16 protein-coding genes and 1 tRNA gene are annotated in these 16242 nt (G+C 64.0%); 11 read left to right on the top strand and 6 right to left on the bottom strand.

The window, feature by feature from the left end; translation table 11 throughout:
- The first annotated feature begins 23 nt into the window (after positions 1 to 23).
- From cgtA to ABOC32_RS28420, 3 genes are all read left to right on the top strand, one after another.
- The gene (cgtA, locus tag ABOC32_RS28430) at positions 24 to 1250 is read left to right on the top strand and encodes an Obg family GTPase CgtA (protein ID WP_043198765.1); all 1227 of its coding nucleotides are present in this window, start codon (positions 24 to 26) and stop codon (positions 1248 to 1250) included.
- Between the two features lie 85 nt (positions 1251 to 1335).
- Positions 1336 to 2454, top strand: a complete 1119-nt coding sequence (gene proB, locus ABOC32_RS28425; protein WP_426809709.1) for a glutamate 5-kinase — start codon at positions 1336 to 1338, stop codon at positions 2452 to 2454.
- On the top strand, positions 2451 to 2912 hold the full coding sequence (locus tag ABOC32_RS28420; protein WP_049278050.1) for a CreA family protein: 462 nt from the start codon (positions 2451 to 2453) through the stop codon (positions 2910 to 2912). Before proB ends, ABOC32_RS28420 begins: the two co-directional genes overlap by 4 nt.
- A 117-nt stretch (positions 2913 to 3029) precedes the next feature.
- On the opposite strand, the gene mksF is transcribed toward ABOC32_RS28420, so the two are convergent.
- Genes mksF through mksB form a run of 3 tightly spaced genes read right to left on the bottom strand, consistent with a single transcriptional unit; the run spans position 3030 to position 7844 of the window.
- The gene (mksF, locus tag ABOC32_RS28415; protein ID WP_086978224.1) at positions 3030 to 5861 is read right to left on the bottom strand and encodes an Mks condensin complex protein MksF; all 2832 of its coding nucleotides are present in this window, start codon (positions 5859 to 5861) and stop codon (positions 3030 to 3032) included.
- Positions 5858 to 6565 (bottom strand): Mks condensin complex protein MksE, encoded by a 708-nt coding sequence (gene mksE / locus ABOC32_RS28410; protein ID WP_426809708.1) that lies wholly within the window; start codon positions 6563 to 6565, stop codon positions 5858 to 5860. Before mksE ends, mksF begins: the two co-directional genes overlap by 4 nt.
- Positions 6555 to 7844, bottom strand: coding sequence for an Mks condensin complex protein MksB (gene mksB / locus ABOC32_RS28405; RefSeq protein WP_426809707.1), 1290 nt, complete (start codon positions 7842 to 7844; stop codon positions 6555 to 6557). Before mksB ends, mksE begins: the two co-directional genes overlap by 11 nt.
- A gap of 239 nt (positions 7845 to 8083) precedes the next feature.
- Here mksB and ABOC32_RS28400 point away from each other — a divergent pair, with 239 nt between their 5' ends.
- The 3 genes from ABOC32_RS28400 (at position 8084) to ABOC32_RS28390 (ending at position 9968) form a co-directional block, all read left to right on the top strand.
- Positions 8084 to 8875 (top strand): energy transducer TonB, encoded by a 792-nt coding sequence (locus ABOC32_RS28400; RefSeq protein ID WP_426809706.1) that lies wholly within the window; start codon positions 8084 to 8086, stop codon positions 8873 to 8875.
- Entirely contained in the window at positions 8872 to 9327 is a 456-nt protein-coding gene (gene rimI, locus ABOC32_RS28395) for a ribosomal protein S18-alanine N-acetyltransferase (protein WP_016484839.1), read from the top strand. The genes ABOC32_RS28400 and rimI overlap by 4 nt, the downstream gene beginning before the upstream one ends.
- 65 nt (positions 9328 to 9392) lie before the next feature.
- On the top strand, positions 9393 to 9968 hold the full coding sequence (locus ABOC32_RS28390) for a D-Ala-D-Ala carboxypeptidase family metallohydrolase (protein ID WP_426809705.1): 576 nt from the start codon (positions 9393 to 9395) through the stop codon (positions 9966 to 9968).
- Here ABOC32_RS28390 and ABOC32_RS28385 read toward each other — a convergent pair.
- Positions 9908 to 10825: a LysR substrate-binding domain-containing protein gene (locus ABOC32_RS28385; RefSeq protein WP_426809704.1), complete on the bottom strand. Its 918-nt coding sequence runs from the start codon at positions 10823 to 10825 to the stop codon at positions 9908 to 9910. The genes ABOC32_RS28390 and ABOC32_RS28385 overlap by 61 nt on opposite strands.
- Positions 10826 to 11070: 245 nt before the next feature.
- On the opposite strand from ABOC32_RS28385, the gene ABOC32_RS28380 reads away from it, so the two are divergent.
- Positions 11071 to 11685: a LysE family translocator gene (locus ABOC32_RS28380; RefSeq protein WP_426809703.1), complete on the top strand. Its 615-nt coding sequence runs from the start codon at positions 11071 to 11073 to the stop codon at positions 11683 to 11685.
- A 105-nt stretch (positions 11686 to 11790) separates the two neighbouring features.
- The gene (locus ABOC32_RS28375; protein WP_426809702.1) at positions 11791 to 12051 is read left to right on the top strand and encodes a FecR/PupR family sigma factor regulator; all 261 of its coding nucleotides are present in this window, start codon (positions 11791 to 11793) and stop codon (positions 12049 to 12051) included.
- A 105-nt stretch (positions 12052 to 12156) separates the two neighbouring features.
- Here the strand turns inward: ABOC32_RS28375 and ABOC32_RS28370 are convergent.
- Positions 12157 to 12233, bottom strand: a tRNA-Met gene (locus ABOC32_RS28370).
- A 95-nt stretch (positions 12234 to 12328) separates the two neighbouring features.
- A complete protein-coding gene (locus ABOC32_RS28365; protein ID WP_426811669.1) occupies positions 12329 to 13255 on the bottom strand; it encodes a FecR family protein in 927 nt (308 codons plus the stop codon).
- 191 nt (positions 13256 to 13446) lie between these two features.
- On the opposite strand from ABOC32_RS28365, the gene ABOC32_RS28360 reads away from it, so the two are divergent.
- From ABOC32_RS28360 to ABOC32_RS28350, 3 genes are all read left to right on the top strand, one after another.
- Positions 13447 to 14661, top strand: coding sequence for an MFS transporter (locus ABOC32_RS28360; protein WP_426809701.1), 1215 nt, complete (start codon positions 13447 to 13449; stop codon positions 14659 to 14661).
- 166 nt (positions 14662 to 14827) lie between these two features.
- Positions 14828 to 14965 carry a hypothetical protein gene (locus tag ABOC32_RS28355; protein ID WP_176393906.1) on the top strand — a complete coding sequence of 46 codons (138 nt, stop codon included), beginning with the start codon at positions 14828 to 14830 and terminating at the stop codon, positions 14963 to 14965.
- Between the two features lie 83 nt (positions 14966 to 15048).
- Entirely contained in the window at positions 15049 to 16206 is a 1158-nt protein-coding gene (locus ABOC32_RS28350; RefSeq protein ID WP_426809700.1) for an MFS transporter, read from the top strand.
- Positions 16207 to 16242 lie beyond the last annotated feature (36 nt).

Here is a 16242-nt window from a genome sequence, read left to right as displayed (position 1 = left end):
TCTACCGACGAGAGGCGGTTTTAATGAAGTTTGTTGACGAAGTATCGATTCGGGTCAAGGCCGGTGACGGCGGCAACGGTTGCATGAGCTTCCGTCGCGAGAAGTTCATCGAGAACGGTGGCCCCAACGGCGGTGACGGTGGTGACGGCGGCTCGGTGTACATGGTTGCCGATGAAAACCTGAACACCCTGGTCGACTACCGCTACACCCGTCACCACGAAGCCCAGCGCGGCTCCAATGGCGGCAGCACCGACTGCACCGGCAAGAAGGGTGAAGACCTGTTCCTGCGCGTGCCGGTCGGTACTACCGTGATTGACGCTTCCACCCAGGAAGTGATCGGTGACCTGGTCACCCCTGGCCAGAAGCTGATGGTCGCCCAAGGCGGCTGGCACGGCCTGGGCAACACCCGTTTCAAGTCCAGCACCAACCGTGCACCGCGCCAGACCACACCAGGCAAGCCGGGTGACCAGCGCGACCTGAAGATGGAAATGAAGGTGCTGGCTGACGTTGGCCTGCTGGGCCTGCCGAACGCCGGCAAGAGTACCTTCATCCGCTCGGTCTCGGCCGCCAAGCCGAAAGTGGCCGACTACCCGTTCACCACCCTGGTGCCAAACCTGGGCGTGGTCAGCGTCGACCGCTGGAAGAGCTTTGTCATCGCCGACATCCCCGGCCTGATCGAAGGCGCTTCCGACGGTGCCGGCCTGGGTATCCGCTTCCTCAAGCACCTGGCGCGTACCCGCGTGCTGCTGCACCTGGTGGACATCGCGCCGCTGGACGAAAGCAGCCCGGCCGATGCTGCCGAAGTGATCGTCAACGAGCTGACCCGCTTCAGCCCGTCGCTGGCCGAGCGTGAGCGTTGGCTGGTGCTGAACAAGTCGGACATGGTCATGGACGACGAGCGCGATGAGCGTGTTCAGGAAGTGATCGATCGCCTGGAGTGGGAAGGCCCGGTCTACGTGATCTCGGCTATTTCCAAGCAGGGTACCGACAAGCTCAGCCACGACCTGATGCGCTACCTCGAAGACCGCGCCGACCGCCTGGCCAACGACCCGGCCTACGCCGCTGAGCTGGCCGACCTCGACCAGCGCATCGAAGACGAAGCCCGTGCCCAGCTGCAGGCCCTGGACGACGCGCGTACCCTGCGCCGTACTGGCGTCAAGAGCGTGCACGACATCGGCGACGATGACGGTTGGGACGATGATTTCGAGGACGACGAAGACGGCCCGGAAATCATTTACGTGCGCGACTGACCGGTTGCAGTACACTAAACGCCGCTCTCTGGAGCGGCGTTTTTGTATCCACGGTATCTACAGATTCGACATAGGTTGGAAGAAGATGCGAAGCAAGGTGACGGGCGCCAAGCGCTGGGTCGTGAAGATTGGCAGTGCTCTGCTGACCGCCGATGGCAAGGGCCTCGACCGCGGCGCCATGGCCGTTTGGGTCGAGCAGATGGTCGCGCTGCGTGAGGCAGGCGTGGAGTTGGTACTGGTCTCCTCCGGGGCCGTGGCTGCCGGCATGAGCCAGCTGGGCTGGACGTCGCGACCGAGCGCGATGAACGAGCTGCAGGCCGCTGCCGCGCTCGGCCAGATGCGCCTGGTGCAGGCCTGGGAGTCGAGCTTCGGCGAGCACGGCAAGCACACCGCGCAAATCCTGCTGACCCATGACGACCTGTCCGACCGCAAGCGTTACCTGAACGCCCGCAGCACCCTGCGCACCTTGGTCGACCTGGGCGTGGTACCGGTGATCAACGAAAACGACACCGTGGTCACCGACGAAATCCGCTTCGGCGACAACGACACCCTGGCGGCGCTGGTGGCCAACCTGGTCGAGGCTGACCTGCTGGTAATCCTCACCGACCGCGACGGCATGTTCGACGCCGACCCGCGCAACAACCCCGAAGCCCAGCTGATCTACGAAGCCCGCGCCGACGACCCGACGCTGGATGCCGTGGCCGGTGGTACCGGTGGTGCCCTGGGCCGTGGCGGCATGCAGACCAAACTGCGTGCCGCACGCCTGGCCGCCCGTTCCGGTGCCCACACCATCATCATCGGTGGCCGCATCGAGCGCGTGCTGGACCGCCTGAAGGCGGGCGAGCGCCTGGGTACCTTGCTGTCGCCCGAGCGCGGCATGCTCGCAGCGCGCAAGCAGTGGCTGGCCGGCCACCTGCAGACCCGTGGCACCCTGGTGCTGGATGCCGGCGCCGTGCAGGCGCTGCGCCAGGCCAACAAGAGCCTGTTGCCGGTTGGTGTGAAGACCGTGCAGGGCAGCTTCCGCCGTGGCGAGATGGTGGTGTGCGTCGGCCCGGACGGTATTGAGGTGGCCCGCGGGCTGGCCAACTACAGCGCCCTGGAGGCGCAGAAGATCATCGGTCAGTCGTCTGATAGCATCGAGTCGGTCCTTGGCTATAGCGCCGAGCCCGAGCTGGTGCACCGCGACAATCTGGTGCTGGTATGAGCCTGTTCAAGCGGGTGATTGCCGTGGTGGCGCTGGCGCTGCCGATGCTGGCTGGGGCCGAGGAAGTTGGCCAGGTGTCCACTGTGTTCAAGTTCCTGGGGCCGAACGACCGCATCGTGGTCGAAGCGTTTGACGATCCCAAGGTCGAGGGCGTGACCTGCTACCTGTCGCGGGCCAAGACTGGCGGCATGAAGGGTGGCTTGGGGCTGGCGGAGGACCGTGCGGAGGCGTCGATTGCCTGCCGTCAGGTCGGGCCGATCAACTTCAAGGGCGAGCTGAAGGATGGCGAGGAAGTGTTCAAGGAACGCACCTCGCTGGTGTTCAAGACCATGCAGGTGGTGCGCTTTTTGGACAAGAAGCGCAATACGTTGGTGTACCTGGTGTACAGCGACCGCATGATCGAAGGCAGCCCGCAGAATGCGGTGACCGCGATTCCGATCCTGCCTTGGGCGCATTGATGTAATTGGGAGGCTTTGGCCTCCATTCGCAGCACAAGGCTGCTCCTACAGGGAAACGAATACCCCTGTAGGAGCAGCCTTGTGCTGCGAATGGGCCGCAAAGCGGCCCCAGATTCCTCAGGCCAACTCTTCGGCCTGATCCTCACGCACAACCTTCCTCACCTCATCCAGCCGGCTGATGAACTTCCAGTCCGCCTCGTCGATGTAGATGCCGTTCGGCCCGCTGCCACCTTCCAGGTCGATCGCCACGTGCGCCGATACCTGTGGCTTCACACTCGCCAGAATCGGTACGAAGCCCAGCTGCAAACTGGTCTCAAGCAGCGCCGCCTGGTTGCGTTCGTCGATGTCCGCTGCTTCGTCCAGGTAGTACGGCAGGCGGATGCGCCCGGCCAGGTCGCGGTCCATCAGGTGCAGCAACAAGTACATGTTGGTCAGCGCCTTGATGGTCATGGTGGTGCCGTTGGACGCAGCGCCGTCGATGTCGGCGTGGATGATCGGCTGGCCGTTGACCTTGGTGATCTCGAACGCCAGCTCGAACAGGTCTTTCAGGCCCAGCTGGTTGTGGTTGGCTGCCACAAGGCGTGCCAGGTATTCCTTGGCCTCTTCGTTCTTGTTGTCCTGCTCGGCGCTTTGGGTCAGGTCGAACACCGACAGGGTTTCGCCTTCTTCGTACTGGCCGGCGCTGTGGATGATCTGGTCGATGTGCTTGAGCGCTTCCTTGTTCGGCGCCAGCACCACGCGGAAGCTCTCCAGGTTGGAAACCTGGCGCTTGTTGATCTCGCGGTTGAACAGGGCCAGCTGGTGCTCGAGGCTGTCGTAGTCGCTGCGGATGTTGCGCAGGGTACGGGCGATGTCGGTGACCGCGGCGCGGCGTGCCTTGGCCAGGGTCAGGGCTTCTTCGGTACGGTGCGCATAGGCGTTCACCAGCAGCTGCAGGCGGCGCTCCATATCGTCTTCGCTGTCGAACTTGGCCACGCCTTTCAGGCGCACCTGGGCGTACAGCGCCTCGATCTGGTTGTCTACCCGTTGCAGGCCCTGCCAGCTGTCCTGGTAGTCGTTGAGCAGAGGGAGCAGGTTGTCCATCGAGTCGTCGATGGCTTCCATGAACGGGGTGCCGTAAGGCAGGTCGGCCGGTAGCAGCTGGCGACGGCGCAGGGCGTCTTCCAGGGTGCGCTGCTTGGACTCGAGGTCACCGATCTGGCGGCCGACCAGCTGCAGCTTGGCCGACAGCTGCTGGACGCGCTCGGTGAAGGCATCACTGGAGCGCTTGAGTTCGTCCTGGGCGGCTTCCAGTTGTGACAGCTGTTCCAGCTTCTCGGGCTCTTCGGCGGCCAGGGTTTCGCTGCGGCGGAAGTCTTCCAGCGCCTTCTGCGCGTCCAGCACCTGCTGGTACAGGGTTTCGGTCTGCGCCTTCGAGGCGGTGCGGTCGGCGGTTACCGCCTGCTGGGTCTTGAGCTGTTTCAGCTCTTTTTCCAGGCGCTCTTTCTGGTCGCGCAGGGCGGCGCGGTCGGCCAGGGCTTGCAGCGCCGGTGGGTCGATGTGGGTGAGGTCGATGGACAGGCCCGGGGCTTCGAAGCGCTCGCCCTTGAAACCGTCCAGCACCGCTTCCAGCGATTTTACCCACAGGGCGCTGTCGTCCAGCTCGATGCCACGGTCGCCCAGCGGTAGGCTGAACAGTGCACCGTTGAACAGGCGCATCAGGCGGTCGACGTCCTGCTGCGAGAACTCTTCGCGCAGGCGGGCGTAGCTGTTGTTGTCAGCGTGGTCCAGCTGCTGCTTGACCTGCTTCAGGCGTTTTTCCAGGTCGCGTACGCGCTCATCCAGGTCTTCGGCACTGAACTGGCGCGACTGCGCCAGGGCGCCGGCCAGTTCGTCGTGGGCATCCTTGGCCGCCAGCAGTTGCTGCTCCAGTACCTTGACGTCGTCGACCAGGGCAAAGCGGTGCTTGAGCACCGACAGCTCGCCCAGCCAGCGCTGGATACCGGTGATTTCACGCTCCAGGCGCATCAGCTCCTGGGTGCCGCCGCGCTGGTCGTTCTGCAGGCGGTCCTGCTCGCCACGGTAGTGCTCGGACTGGATGACCAGCTCTTCCTTGCGCGCCATGGCGTATTCCTGCCAGGTGCCCAGCAGGGTATCGAGCACCGGCGAAATGCGGTGCAGCTTGCCGCGCAGGATGTCGCGCTGGGCGACACCACCGGCCAGGGCCTCGACCAGCGGGCCGGCAGCGACCAGGGCGTTGTAGTCCTGTTCCATGCGGCGGACGTCGCGGAAGGCTTCCTCGCACGCGGCGATGTAGTCGACGCTGCCCGAACGCAGGCTGTGCTCGAAGGCATCAAGGAACAGCTGCTTGAGCTTGGCCGCGGTGATTTCGCGCATGTGCAGCAGGTTGATGAACAGCGCGCGGAAGGTTTTCAGGCTTTGCTCGCTGGTGGAGCGCAGCGGGATCATGGTCAGGTCCAGCGGCACCGAAGTGTGGCCGCCAACCAGCAGGCGGCGCAGTTCGTCCGGCTTCAGCTCGTAGGCCTTGATGCCCAGCCGCTCCAGGTTGGTGAACAGCTCTTTCTGGCGCAGGCAGGTGTCGTTCTTCTGGTAGTGGGCCAGGTCCAGTTCGCCTTTGTAGGCGAAGAACTGGTGGCCGAAACCGCCGCCCGGGCCGCGGCCGACCACGCCGATCACGTGCGGGCCGTGGGGCAGGCTCAGTTCGCAGAGAATGTACGAGGTGTCGCTGGCGAAGTAGAAGCGGCGCGACTGCTCGAGGCTGTACTTGCCGAAGCTCATGTCCGACATGCGTGCCAGGATCGGGAACTGAAGGGCGTTGATCGACGCCGATTTACCCAGGTTGTTGGCGCCGTAGACCGACAGCGGGTGCTCCAGCGGGAACAGGCCAAGGCTGTAGCCGGCGGTGTTGAGCAATGCAAAGCGGCGAATGCCGTAGCGTTCCTGGCTCATGCGTCAATCTCCTGTTGCTCTTCGCGGATGGCCCGGGCCAGGGCGTCCTCTTCGCTTTCGTCGCCTTCAAAGGGCGTGAGGTCGAGCGGATCGTCGGTGCGGTTGAGTTCTTCGGCGCTTTCTTCCTCGACCAGCACCGGGGTCGGCAGCGGCAGGACGCTGTGCAGGGTGGCGGCCAGGTCGCGGTCCTGCTGCACCGAAAGGCACACATCGAGGAAGCGGTGCATCGGCGGTAGGAAGCGGTAGATGCCGCCTTCTTCATGGGCGAAGCCGAGCTGGGTCATGCGGCGCAGGATTTTTTCTTCCAGCTCTTCCACGGTCTGCACTTCGGCCTGCAGGAACAGGTCGCGGTACTTGTCCAGCAGCGAGGGCAGTTCGTCGCGGCCGATGCTGCCGCCATCCAGCACGGCCATCGGGTCACGGCCCTGGTCGGCCAGGTGCTCGACCAGGATGAAGGTGAACAGCGACAGGCGCTGCGCGGTCTTGTTGACCTGCGCGGCGGTCATGTCCGGCACGAAGTAATAGAAGCCGCGGGTATCGCACACCAGCTCGAAGCCCAGGGCCTTGAACAGCGTGCGGTACTGGTCCTGGAAGTTCGACAGCTGCGCGTACAACTCGGGGTCGCGGCGGCTGACGTGGAAGCCTTTGAACAGCTCGCGGAAGATCGGCGCGAGCTGGGACAGTTCGGAAAGATCAAGATGCATGGGCTGGGCTCGCGTTGGGTTCGGTCGGCGCGCGGGTGGCGTCTTCGCGGCTGGAGGTCAGGGCGAACGAGCGCAGGCTGACCAGGTGTTCCTGGGTGGTGTATTCGCGGCGGTCGAGGCGTTCGCGCTTGAAGCGCTTTTCCCGCGACAGGCGCGAGAACCAGTACAGCAGTTCGTCGGTGGCGCCTTCCGGTTCCTGCTCCAGCAACCAGACCATCAGGTCGGGCAGCGGCAGGGCCCGTTCGCAGCGTTCGGCCATTTCCTTGACCGTGCGCGGTGCACGGGGCAGGTCGCCGGACTGGGTCTTGTGGGCCTTGGGGAAGCGCGCCGGCTTGGGCTCGAAGCGCGCCAGGGCGTACACATAGGCTTCGACCTGGCTGGCACTGCCGAGGAAGGTGCTTTGCGGGCGGGTGAACATCGGCATGGCCGCCTGCGGCACGGCGTCGATGCCCTTGCGCCGGATCACCGACAGGGCCAGCGCGGCGCCACGGGTCACGGCGTTGTGCCGGCGGGCTTCTTCACGCAGCGGCAGCAGCAGTTCACGGGCGTGGCGCAGGGTCAGCTGGGCGCTGGTCTGCATTTCCAGGATGCGTGCGTGGGTGCGCAGCAGCATGTCGTCGTCGACCAGGTGGCCCAGGCGGGCCTGTTCGCCCAGCAGCTTCAGCAGCACGGTCTCGACCTTGCGCACGCCCTGTTCGAAGGCGCCGTCGGCGTTCACCAGCTGGATCATCGGCTCGACGTATTCGTCCCAGGTGGCCAGTACTTCGGCGTAACGCTGGCGCAGCGGGATCTGGCGGTTGCTGGTCTTGGCCCGCTCGGCCACGGCGACCAGTGCCTGTTCGTCGTTATCGAGCTTTTTCAGCACATCGCGCACGCGCATGTCGAGCAAGCGCAGCTGGCGCGCCAGGTCGTCGCTGTCGCGGTTGTCGAAGGCGTCCTGGATATGGCCGGCCAGGCGTTCGAGGTGGCGCAGGTAGGCTTCGATCTCCAGGCACAGGCCCAGCCGGTGTTCGCGGCGCAGGTAGGCGAGGAAGTCGTGGATCTGCGCGTTGAGCTCGAAGCGGTTCGGGCTCTTGGCCACCGGGACCAGGATGTCCAGGCGGATCCACACGTCGAGTAGCTGGGTGATGTCCTGCGGGGTGCTTTCGAGCTGCTGGCGGGCCACATGCTGGCGCAACTCGACCAGGCTCAGGGTGCCCTGGTCGAAACGCTCGCACAGCGGCTCGATCAGGGCCCAGTGTTCGGCTAGGGCGCGCAGGACGCGCTTGGGTTCGATCATTGGCTTCGACTCGTTGCCAAGAAAAAGGGGGCGATTGTACTGCATCCGGGGGGGAGGTTTTCACCCCTTGGTCTGTAATGAGACATAACCTTTTTGTTTGTGTGTGTATGGCGTTGGTCTTGTGGTGGTTATGAGATCGAGCGCCGCCCGCGCGGCGCTCGGTCTGATAGGCGCTGCAAAAACCACGGCGTACACGTTAGAATGCCCAACTGTCTTGACGCCCTCCGGATACCCGCCCCTTGCTGACCGAACCCCGTCGCCGCGCCTACCTTTCCGCCATGCAAGTGGTGCACTGGCTGCCGCGCGCCGAACTGCCGTTCGCCGCACCGTCGCGTCCCGAGCTGCTGCTGCCGGTGGCGCCGGTCGAGGACATCGATTTCGAGGTCAGGCCGGCACCGGCTGCAAACGAAACGCCCGTCAGCCCCCAGGCCCGCTCCGGTGAGCGGCCGAAAATCGAGATCCCGCGCCCGGGCAGTGCGCCCAAGCCTGCCGCCAAGCCCGTCGAGGCCGAGGAGCAGCCCGCACCGCCACGCCCGGCCCCGGTACCGCCACCGCCACCGCGCTTCTCGCTGCAGTTGCTGCGCGCTGGCAGCTGCCTCCTGCTGGTCGAGCTGACCACCGGCCAGCCGTTCCAGAGTCGCGACCCGTCCTACCTGCTGCTCAAGGACATGCTGCGCGCGGCAGGCCTGCCAGACGCCCCGCAGATCATTGGCGAACCGGTGCGCTGGCCGTTGCTGGTACGCGGCAACATGGACCAGGGCCCGGAAGCTGCGCGCGATTTCGTCCAGGGCTTTGTCCAGGCGCGCCTGGAAGACGCCCCGAGTACCTGCCTGTGGCTGATCGGCTTGCCGGCACTGCGCTTTGCCGCCAATGCCGATGCCGAGGCCTATTACCAAACCCTGAAGCTGGATGGCCTGGGCGATGCCTGGGCGTTGCCGGGCCTTGAATTGTTGATGGACGAGCCGCAGCGCAAGGCGGACGTCTGGAAAGCCATGCGCCAGCTGATGGCGCGCTGGAAGAGCGTTGAATGAGTGAATCGATCAGTTTCCGCCCGATGACCGAGGCGGATCTGGAAGCCGTACTGAAGATCGAATATGCCGCCTTCAGCCACCCCTGGACCCGCGGGATCTTTCAGGATGCGCTCAAGTCGTACGAAGTCTGGCTGATGTTCGATGGCCAGCAGCAAGTCGGCCATGGTGTGATCAACGTGATCATCGACGAGGCGCACCTGCTCAACATCACCGTCAAACCGGAAAACCAGGGCCGCGGCCTGGGCCTTCGCCTGCTGGAGCACTTGATGGCCCGGGCCTACCAGCTCAATGGCCGTGAGTGCTTCCTGGAAGTGCGCGCCAGCAACCAGTCGGCCTATCGTTTGTACGAGCGCTACGGTTTCAACGAAATCGGCCGCCGCCGCGACTATTATCCGATTGCCGGTGGCCGTGAAGACGCCCTGGTGATGGCCTGTACCCTGCTTGAGGACTGACCTCGCATAGTCGGCGCCATCCACCGCGTAGCTTGCTTTGTTCTCTATGCAGGGATGGATAAGGAATGAAAAAACTGCTTCTGGCGGCAGGCCTGCTGATGGCGGGCACTGCCCACGCCGACGAACGCGACCTGTGGATGTTCGCCCAGTGGGCCGGCGACCATCAAACCCGTCCCTTCCGTGAAATGCTGGTGGATGCTCGCCTTTACGGTGTAGTGCCTATCCACCAACTGCTGCGTTCGGCCTCGGACTGGAAGCTGTGCCACGCGTCGCCCTTCGCTGTGCCGCCTGCCAGCAACTGGCCGGCTGTGCGCTCGACCCTCTCGCTGATCAAGGTGCTCGACGGCCAAGACATCCTGCGCCAGTTCGAGGTGGTTTCGGCCTATCGCGACCCGCGTCTGAACACGTGCGCAGGCGGTGCTGCCAACAGTGCCCATACCCGCGCCTTTGCCGTCGATATCCTGCTGCCGGCCTGGGCCGACCCCAACCCGCTGTGCCGTTTCTGGCAGCAGCATGGCCAGGCGTGGAGCATGGGCCTGGGGCGCTATCCGTCGGGGCGCATCCATCTGGATACCGCGGGCTATCGCACCTGGGGCGGCGATGGCAGCGCGGGGTCGTCGTTCTGCATCAAGCCCAAGTGAACCAGGCAGCGCTGGCACTCGCTCATTACCCACTCTGCGAAGCGCTGGCGCTTGCCGTTGTCGTCCAGGGGCTGTGGGCTAAGCAGGTGATAGGCCGAGCCATCGCGCACAAAACCGAACGGCGCCTGCAACTGCCCGCTGTCGAGTTCGTCGCGCACCATCAGGGCTGAGGCCATGGCCAGGCCCAGGCCGGCGCTGGCGGCCTGGATCGTCAGGTAGAAGTGCTCGTAGTCGCTGCGTTCGTTGTGGCGCGCCTGCTGGCCGCTGAGGCGCAGCCAGGTGGGCCAGGCAGCGGGGCGGGTGGTGCTGTGCAGCAGGCGTTGGCCGTCGAGCTGGGTGGGGGAGGTGGGGTGGCACACCGGGCCGATCCATTCGTCGCAGATTTTTTGATTGAACAGCTGGTTGTCCCAGTGGAAGTCGTCGCGGCGGATGGCCAGGTCGACACCGCTGCGGGCGAAGTCCAGCGGCCCGCCGGCGGCCACCAGGTGCAACTGCAGGTCGGGGTGGTCGGCATGGAAGCGGGGCAGCCGCGGGATCAGCCAGCGCATGGCGATGGTCGGCTCGCAGGACAGCACCAGCACATTGTCGCGGGCCTGTTGTTGCAAGCGCTGCACGGCGCCTTCCAGCTGTTCGAAAATCGCCTGGGTGGTGCCTTGCAGGGCACGGCCGGCGGAGGTGAGGAAGATGGCCCGGTTACGGCGTTCGAACAGCGCCACGCCAAGGCTTTCTTCAAGCAAGCGTATTTGGCGGCTGACCGCGCCGTGGGTGACGTGCAGGTGCTCGGCGGCGCGCACGAAGCTCTCGGTCTGGGCGGCGATGTCGAAATAGCGGAAGGCGTTGAGCGGTGGCAGTTTCATGGTATCCCTCTCGGCCTGTGCCGGCCTCTTCGCGGGTGAACCCGCTCCCACAGGTAAAGCGCATTCCTTGAGTCTGGTGGGGCCCTGTGGGAGCGGGTTCACCCGCGAAGAGGCCGGCACAGGCTCTACATATCTGTGAGTAAAGCTATCAGATAAGCCTCACTATAAATCGATTTTTCATTGTTCATAAGCGCTCGATAATCACCCGGTCTGTGCATTTTCATCGCCTATCGAGAGCCCTCAGCATGACCGAACTCATCGCCGTCGCCCTGTTCACTTTGCTCGCCGTCATCAGCCCTGGCGCCGACTTTGCCATGGTCACCCGCAGCAGTTATGCACAGGGCCGCAAGGCCGGGCTGGCGGCTGCCGTGGGCATCGCCCTGGGGGTGCAGGTGCACGTGCTGTACACCGTGTTGGGCATCGCCGTGATCATCAGCCAGAGCCCGGCCCTGTTCCTTGCCATGAAGGTGCTGGGGGCGGGTTACCTGATCTACCTGGGCTACAAGTCGCTTACCAACACTCAGCGCATCTCCCTCGAGGGTGGCAGCCAATCGGCCGCCAGCGCGTTGCAAGCCCTGCGCACGGGCTTTCTCACCAATGCCCTCAACCCCAAGACCATGTTGTTCGTCATCAGCGCTTTCACCCAGGTGGTACAACCGGGCAGCTCGCTGAAGCTGGCTTTTACCTACGGCGCGTTCATGTCTTTTGCCCATTGGCTGTGGTTCAGCCTGGTGGCGGTGTTTTTCTCCAGTACTGCCTTGCGCAAGGCGATGATCGACCGGCAAGTGCTGGTGGACCGCGTCATTGGGCTGGCACTGATCGGCCTTGGTCTGGCAGTGGCGGTGACCGGAATACGTTGAAGGGGCGATTGCATGTTGGGGTGATGGCCATTTAGAATAGAATCATTCCCATTTGCGAAGTCTCGCGATGAAACCTACCCCACCCGTCGCCGCAGAGGTTTGCCTGTGAGCCCGGAAATACTTCACGAAGCCGCCGAATGGCTGGTGCGTCTTGACGACCAGCCCAGTGGCCGCGACCGTGAAGCGTTCCGTGTCTGGTTAGCGCAGGACAGCGAGCATCTCGAAGCCTTCCAGCGCATGCAGGAAACCTTGGCCCCCTTGCAGGTGCTAAAGCAGCAGCGCCTTGCGAGCCCGGTCCTGAGGGTAGTCGCCGTGGTCGTGGTCGTGGTTACGGCATTGGCGTTGGCGTTGGCGTTGGCGTTGTAGCGCCAGCAAGCGTCAGCCTTTCTGTATTCGAGAGTCTTGCCAGACGACCACTTTTTCGCAGGCAAAGAAAAAGGGCTTACCTTGCGGTAAGCCCTTCGTCTTGTTTGGTGGCTACACAGGGACTTGAACCCCGGACCCCAGCATTATGAATGCTATGCTCTAACCAACTGAGCTATGTAGCCGATGGCGCGCATTATTCTCTTGAACGGACCCTCTGTCAACACTCATTTCAAAAAAAATTTGCACGCTTTCAAAAACTTAGCCGTCGGCCGTGGTTTCAGTGCACCACAAGCCAGTGCCCGAGCACGCCCTGAAGCTGAAGATGCTGGGCGCCCGCCAGCGATTGCAGGCTTTCGCCAGGGCGGTCGAGGTTGAAATTACCGCTCACGCGCCGGTGGGCCACTTGTTCATCCATTATCCACACCCGCTGCCCCTGGTAAGCGGCAAGGCGCTGCAGTACCTGCCCCAATGGCATGTCGGTGGCTTTCAGGCGGCCGTTGCGCCAACTGTCGACGGTTTTCAGGTCAGCCTTCTGTACCGGGCCGATGCGTGTGTCATCGAAGGTGACTCGCTCACCTGCCGAAACCATGCGTTGTTCTCCGCCTTGGGTGACCATGGCCTTGCCACTGAGGACGACGAGTTCATCATGACCAGCATGGCGGGCTACCTGCAGGCGGGTGCCATACACCTGGATGCGCGCATTGCCCACGTCCACTTCCATCGCCCGCCCGTCGAGCACGACTTCGAGATACACCTGGCCCTGCACCAGATGCAACTGGCGGGTGCGGCCGCGCAGGTCGACGTTCATTGCGCTGGCGCTGTCCAGGTTCAGGGTGGTGCCATCCGCCAGGCGGGTGCTGCGCCGCTCGCCCACGTCGGTGTGCAGCTCGCTGGCCAGGCGCTGCATCAGGGGCCAGTACAGATAGGCAACGGCGCCCAAGCCGAGCAGGAATACGAGCGCCAACCATTTGCCCAGGTGGCTGCGGCGTACCGCAACGTGACGTGGGCGAGGGCGGGCGGGTGGTGGTTGCAGCTGTTGCCAGAACGTTTCCAGCTCGGCGTAGGCGTGGGCGTTTTCGGGTACCTGGCACCAGGTGGAAAATGCCTGGCGCTGGGCTTCGTCGCAACCGGGCTGGCGCAATAGCGAAAACCACTCCAGCGCTTCCTGCTGTGGGTCGGGCTGCTGCAGCTGCATGGCGGGCATCGGGCTCATGGTGTCGGTCTGCTCACGATAGGGGCCGTTTCGCCCAACGATGACAGGGGTATGGGTCAAGGATGCTAATTATATTGAGAACCATTTTCAAGTACGTTGCGACGGAGGGATAAAAAAGGTAGCTATGTATCTATTTGTTTCCTGATAATCGGATCCCAAACTGCGGACGGAGATTCAGGCACATGGCCACCAGTAGCGCCTCCACGGCGTCCACCAGCGCAGCGGCGAGCCAAGCGACGCCGCTGGTAATGCGCATCATCGGTTTCTGCGCCCTGGCGCACCTGATCAACGACCTGATCCAGTCAGTGCTGCCGGCGATCTATCCGATGCTCAAGGCCAATTACGACCTGAGCTTCGCCCAGATCGGCCTGATTACCCTGACGTTCCAGATCACAGCTTCGCTGCTGCAACCTTGGGTCGGCTTCTTTACGGACCGCCGGCCTGCGCCGAACCTGTTGCCGCTGGGCACCCTGTGCACGCTGGTGGGCATCGTGATGCTGGCCTTCGTCGGCAGCTTCCCGATGATTCTGCTGGCTTCGGCGCTGGTGGGCATCGGCTCGTCGACATTCCACCCGGAAACCTCGCGTATTGCGCGCCTGGCCTCTGGCGGGCGCTTCGGCCTGGCCCAATCGACCTTCCAGGTGGGCGGCAACACCGGTTCTGCACTGGGCCCGCTGCTGGCGGCGGCCATCGTCATTCCGTTCGGCCAGACCCACGTGGCCTGGTTCGGCCTGGCCGCGTTGTTCTTCCTCGGTGTCACCCTGATGCTGCGCGGCTGGTACAAGGAACACCTCAACCAGGCCAAGGCGCGCAAGGCGGTGCAGGCCACCCATGGCATTTCACGCAATCGGGTGATCGCGGCGCTGATCGTGCTCGGCCTGCTGGTGTTCTCCAAGTACTTCTACATGGCCAGCTTCACCAGCTACTTCACCTTCTACCTGATCGAGAAGTTCGACGTGTCGGTGGCCAGCTCGCAGTTGCACCTGTTCCTGTTCCTGGGTGCGGTGGCGGCGGGTACGTTCTTTGGCGGCCCGATCGGTGACCGCATCGGGCGCAAGGCCGTGATCTGGTTCTCGATCCTGGGTGTGACGCCATTCACCTTGGCGCTGCCGTATGCCGACCTGTTCTGGACCACGGTACTGAGCGTGGTGATCGGCTTTATCCTGGCTTCGGCGTTTTCCGCGATCGTGGTGTATGCGCAGGAGCTGGTGCCGGGTAGCGTTGGCATGATCGCCGGGATCTTCTTCGGGCTGATGTTTGGCTTTGGCGGTATTGGCGCGGCGCTGCTGGGGTATGTGGCGGACCTGCGCGGTATCGAATATGTGTATGGGCTGTGCTCGTTCCTGCCGTTGTTCGGTTTGTTGGCGGTGTTCTTGCCGTCTACAGGTAAACGCTGAGATCGCTGGGGGCTGCTTTGCAGCCCATTCGCAGCACAAGGCTGCTCCTACACGGAGCGCGTGCTGCGAATGGGCCTTGTACAGGCCTTCGGGCGATTGACGAGCCCCCCTGAGGTGGCTAGAGTGCCGCCTCTTTTTACCCACCACCTGCGTAGTAGCCAAAGCAATGCGCCGTAACCCGTCCCTCCCACATGCCCGCCAGCCTGCCCTCCAGGCCCTGCGTCGTGCCTGGCCGAGCGACACGGTGCTCAAGCGTCGCCGCAGCGTGCTGTTTGCCTTCACCTTCTCGCCACACCCCGCCTGAACTGATCTGCGCTTTTGCGTCGCTCGCCACCCCGGCGTGCGCGCCTGTGTCTGCACATCTTTTCGGTTTGCAAGGAGTGGTACATGAACATGCGTTTGCTGGCGGGCCTGTTGTTCGCCGTTTCAGTCGTGGGCTTCAGCCTGGGGGCCAGCCTGCCGCTGGTGTCGTTGCGCCTGCATGAGGCCGGGGCCAGTACCCTGGAAATCGGCATCATCTCGGCCATCCCCGCTGCGGGCATGATGCTCTCGGCGTTTCTGGTCGACGCCTGCTGCCGCCACCTCACCCGGCGCACCATCTACCTGCTGAGTTTCAGCCTGTGCACCATCAGCATTGCCCTGCTCGAATCGGCCTTCGGCTCGATGTGGTTGCTGGCGCTGCTGCGCCTGGGCCTGGGGCTGGGCATGGGCATCGCCATCATCCTCGGCGAGTCGTGGGTCAACGAGCTGTGCCCTGAGCACAATCGCGGCAAGATCATGGCCCTTTACGCCACCAGCTTTACCGGCTTCCAGGTGCTGGGCCCGGCCATGCTCGCGGTGCTGGGCGCCAACAGCCCGTGGATCACCGGTGTGGTCACCGCCTGCTATGGCCTGGCGTTGCTGTGCATCGTGCTGACCGTACCCAATGACCATGTCGAACATGAGGAAGACGACAAGAGCTTTGGCCTGGCCGGCTTCTTCCGCGTGGCACCGGCGTTGTGCGTGGCGGTGCTGTTCTTCTCGTTCTTCGATGCCGTGGTGCTGTCGCTGTTGCCGGTGTACGCCACCAGCCATGGCTTTGCCGTGGGCGTGGCGGCGCTGATGGTGACGGTGGTGTTTGCCGGCGACATGCTGTTCCAGCTGCCGTTGGGCTGGCTGGCCGACCGGGTGGAACGCACCGGGCTGCACCTGGTATGCGGGCTGGTGGCGATGTCGATTGGCATCGGCCTGCCGTGGCTGCTGAACATGACGTGGCTGCTGTGGCCGCTGCTGGTGGTGCTGGGCGCGGTTGCGGGGGGCATCTATACCCTGGCGCTGGTACTGATCGGGCAACGTTTCAAAGGCCAGGACCTGGTCACTGCCAATGCCAGCGTGGGTTTGCTGTGGGGCGTGGGTAGCCTGATCGGCCCGCTGGTGAGTGGCGCGGCGATGGATGTAGCCCCACATGGCCTGCCCATGGCGCTGGCGCTGATGGCCGGGTTGTTCGTGTGTTTTGCCCGGCAATCGTACCGGCGCGCGGGCCGGATGCGCGCCGTGGCAGACTGACATCCTGCGGGCGTACGCGATACCTGTAGGAGCAGC

Origin of the sequence: Pseudomonas sp. WOUb67 (genome assembly GCF_050058005.1) — a bacterium.
GTDB lineage: Bacteria > Pseudomonadota > Gammaproteobacteria > Pseudomonadales > Pseudomonadaceae > Aquipseudomonas > Aquipseudomonas putida_R.
This window is presented reverse-complemented; position numbering and strand designations above follow the sequence as displayed.

Bases quoted from the DNA above. Each gene is read 5' to 3' on its own strand.
- ABOC32_RS28380 (WP_426809703.1), top strand. From the start codon at position 11,071: ATGACCGAACTCATCGCCGTCGCCCTGTTCACTTTGCTCGCCGTCATC.
- proB (WP_426809709.1), top strand. From the start codon at position 1,336: ATGCGAAGCAAGGTGACGGGCGCCAAGCGCTGGGTCGTGAAGATTGGC.
- ABOC32_RS28365 (WP_426811669.1), bottom strand. From the start codon at position 13,255: ATGCCCGCCATGCAGCTGCAGCAGCCCGACCCACAGCAGGAAGCGCTG.
- ABOC32_RS28350 (WP_426809700.1), top strand. From the start codon at position 15,049: ATGAACATGCGTTTGCTGGCGGGCCTGTTGTTCGCCGTTTCAGTCGTG.
- mksE (WP_426809708.1), bottom strand. From the start codon at position 6,565: ATGCATCTTGATCTTTCCGAACTGTCCCAGCTCGCGCCGATCTTCCGC.
- ABOC32_RS28385 (WP_426809704.1), bottom strand. From the start codon at position 10,825: ATGAAACTGCCACCGCTCAACGCCTTCCGCTATTTCGACATCGCCGCC.
- mksF (WP_086978224.1), bottom strand. From the start codon at position 5,861: ATGAGCCAGGAACGCTACGGCATTCGCCGCTTTGCATTGCTCAACACC.
- ABOC32_RS28420 (WP_049278050.1), top strand. From the start codon at position 2,451: ATGAGCCTGTTCAAGCGGGTGATTGCCGTGGTGGCGCTGGCGCTGCCG.
- mksB (WP_426809707.1), bottom strand. From the start codon at position 7,844: ATGATCGAACCCAAGCGCGTCCTGCGCGCCCTAGCCGAACACTGGGCC.
- cgtA (WP_043198765.1), top strand. From the start codon at position 24: ATGAAGTTTGTTGACGAAGTATCGATTCGGGTCAAGGCCGGTGACGGC.
- ABOC32_RS28355 (WP_176393906.1), top strand. From the start codon at position 14,828: ATGCGCCGTAACCCGTCCCTCCCACATGCCCGCCAGCCTGCCCTCCAG.
- ABOC32_RS28390 (WP_426809705.1), top strand. From the start codon at position 9,393: ATGAAAAAACTGCTTCTGGCGGCAGGCCTGCTGATGGCGGGCACTGCC.
- rimI (WP_016484839.1), top strand. From the start codon at position 8,872: ATGAGTGAATCGATCAGTTTCCGCCCGATGACCGAGGCGGATCTGGAA.
- ABOC32_RS28360 (WP_426809701.1), top strand. From the start codon at position 13,447: ATGGCCACCAGTAGCGCCTCCACGGCGTCCACCAGCGCAGCGGCGAGC.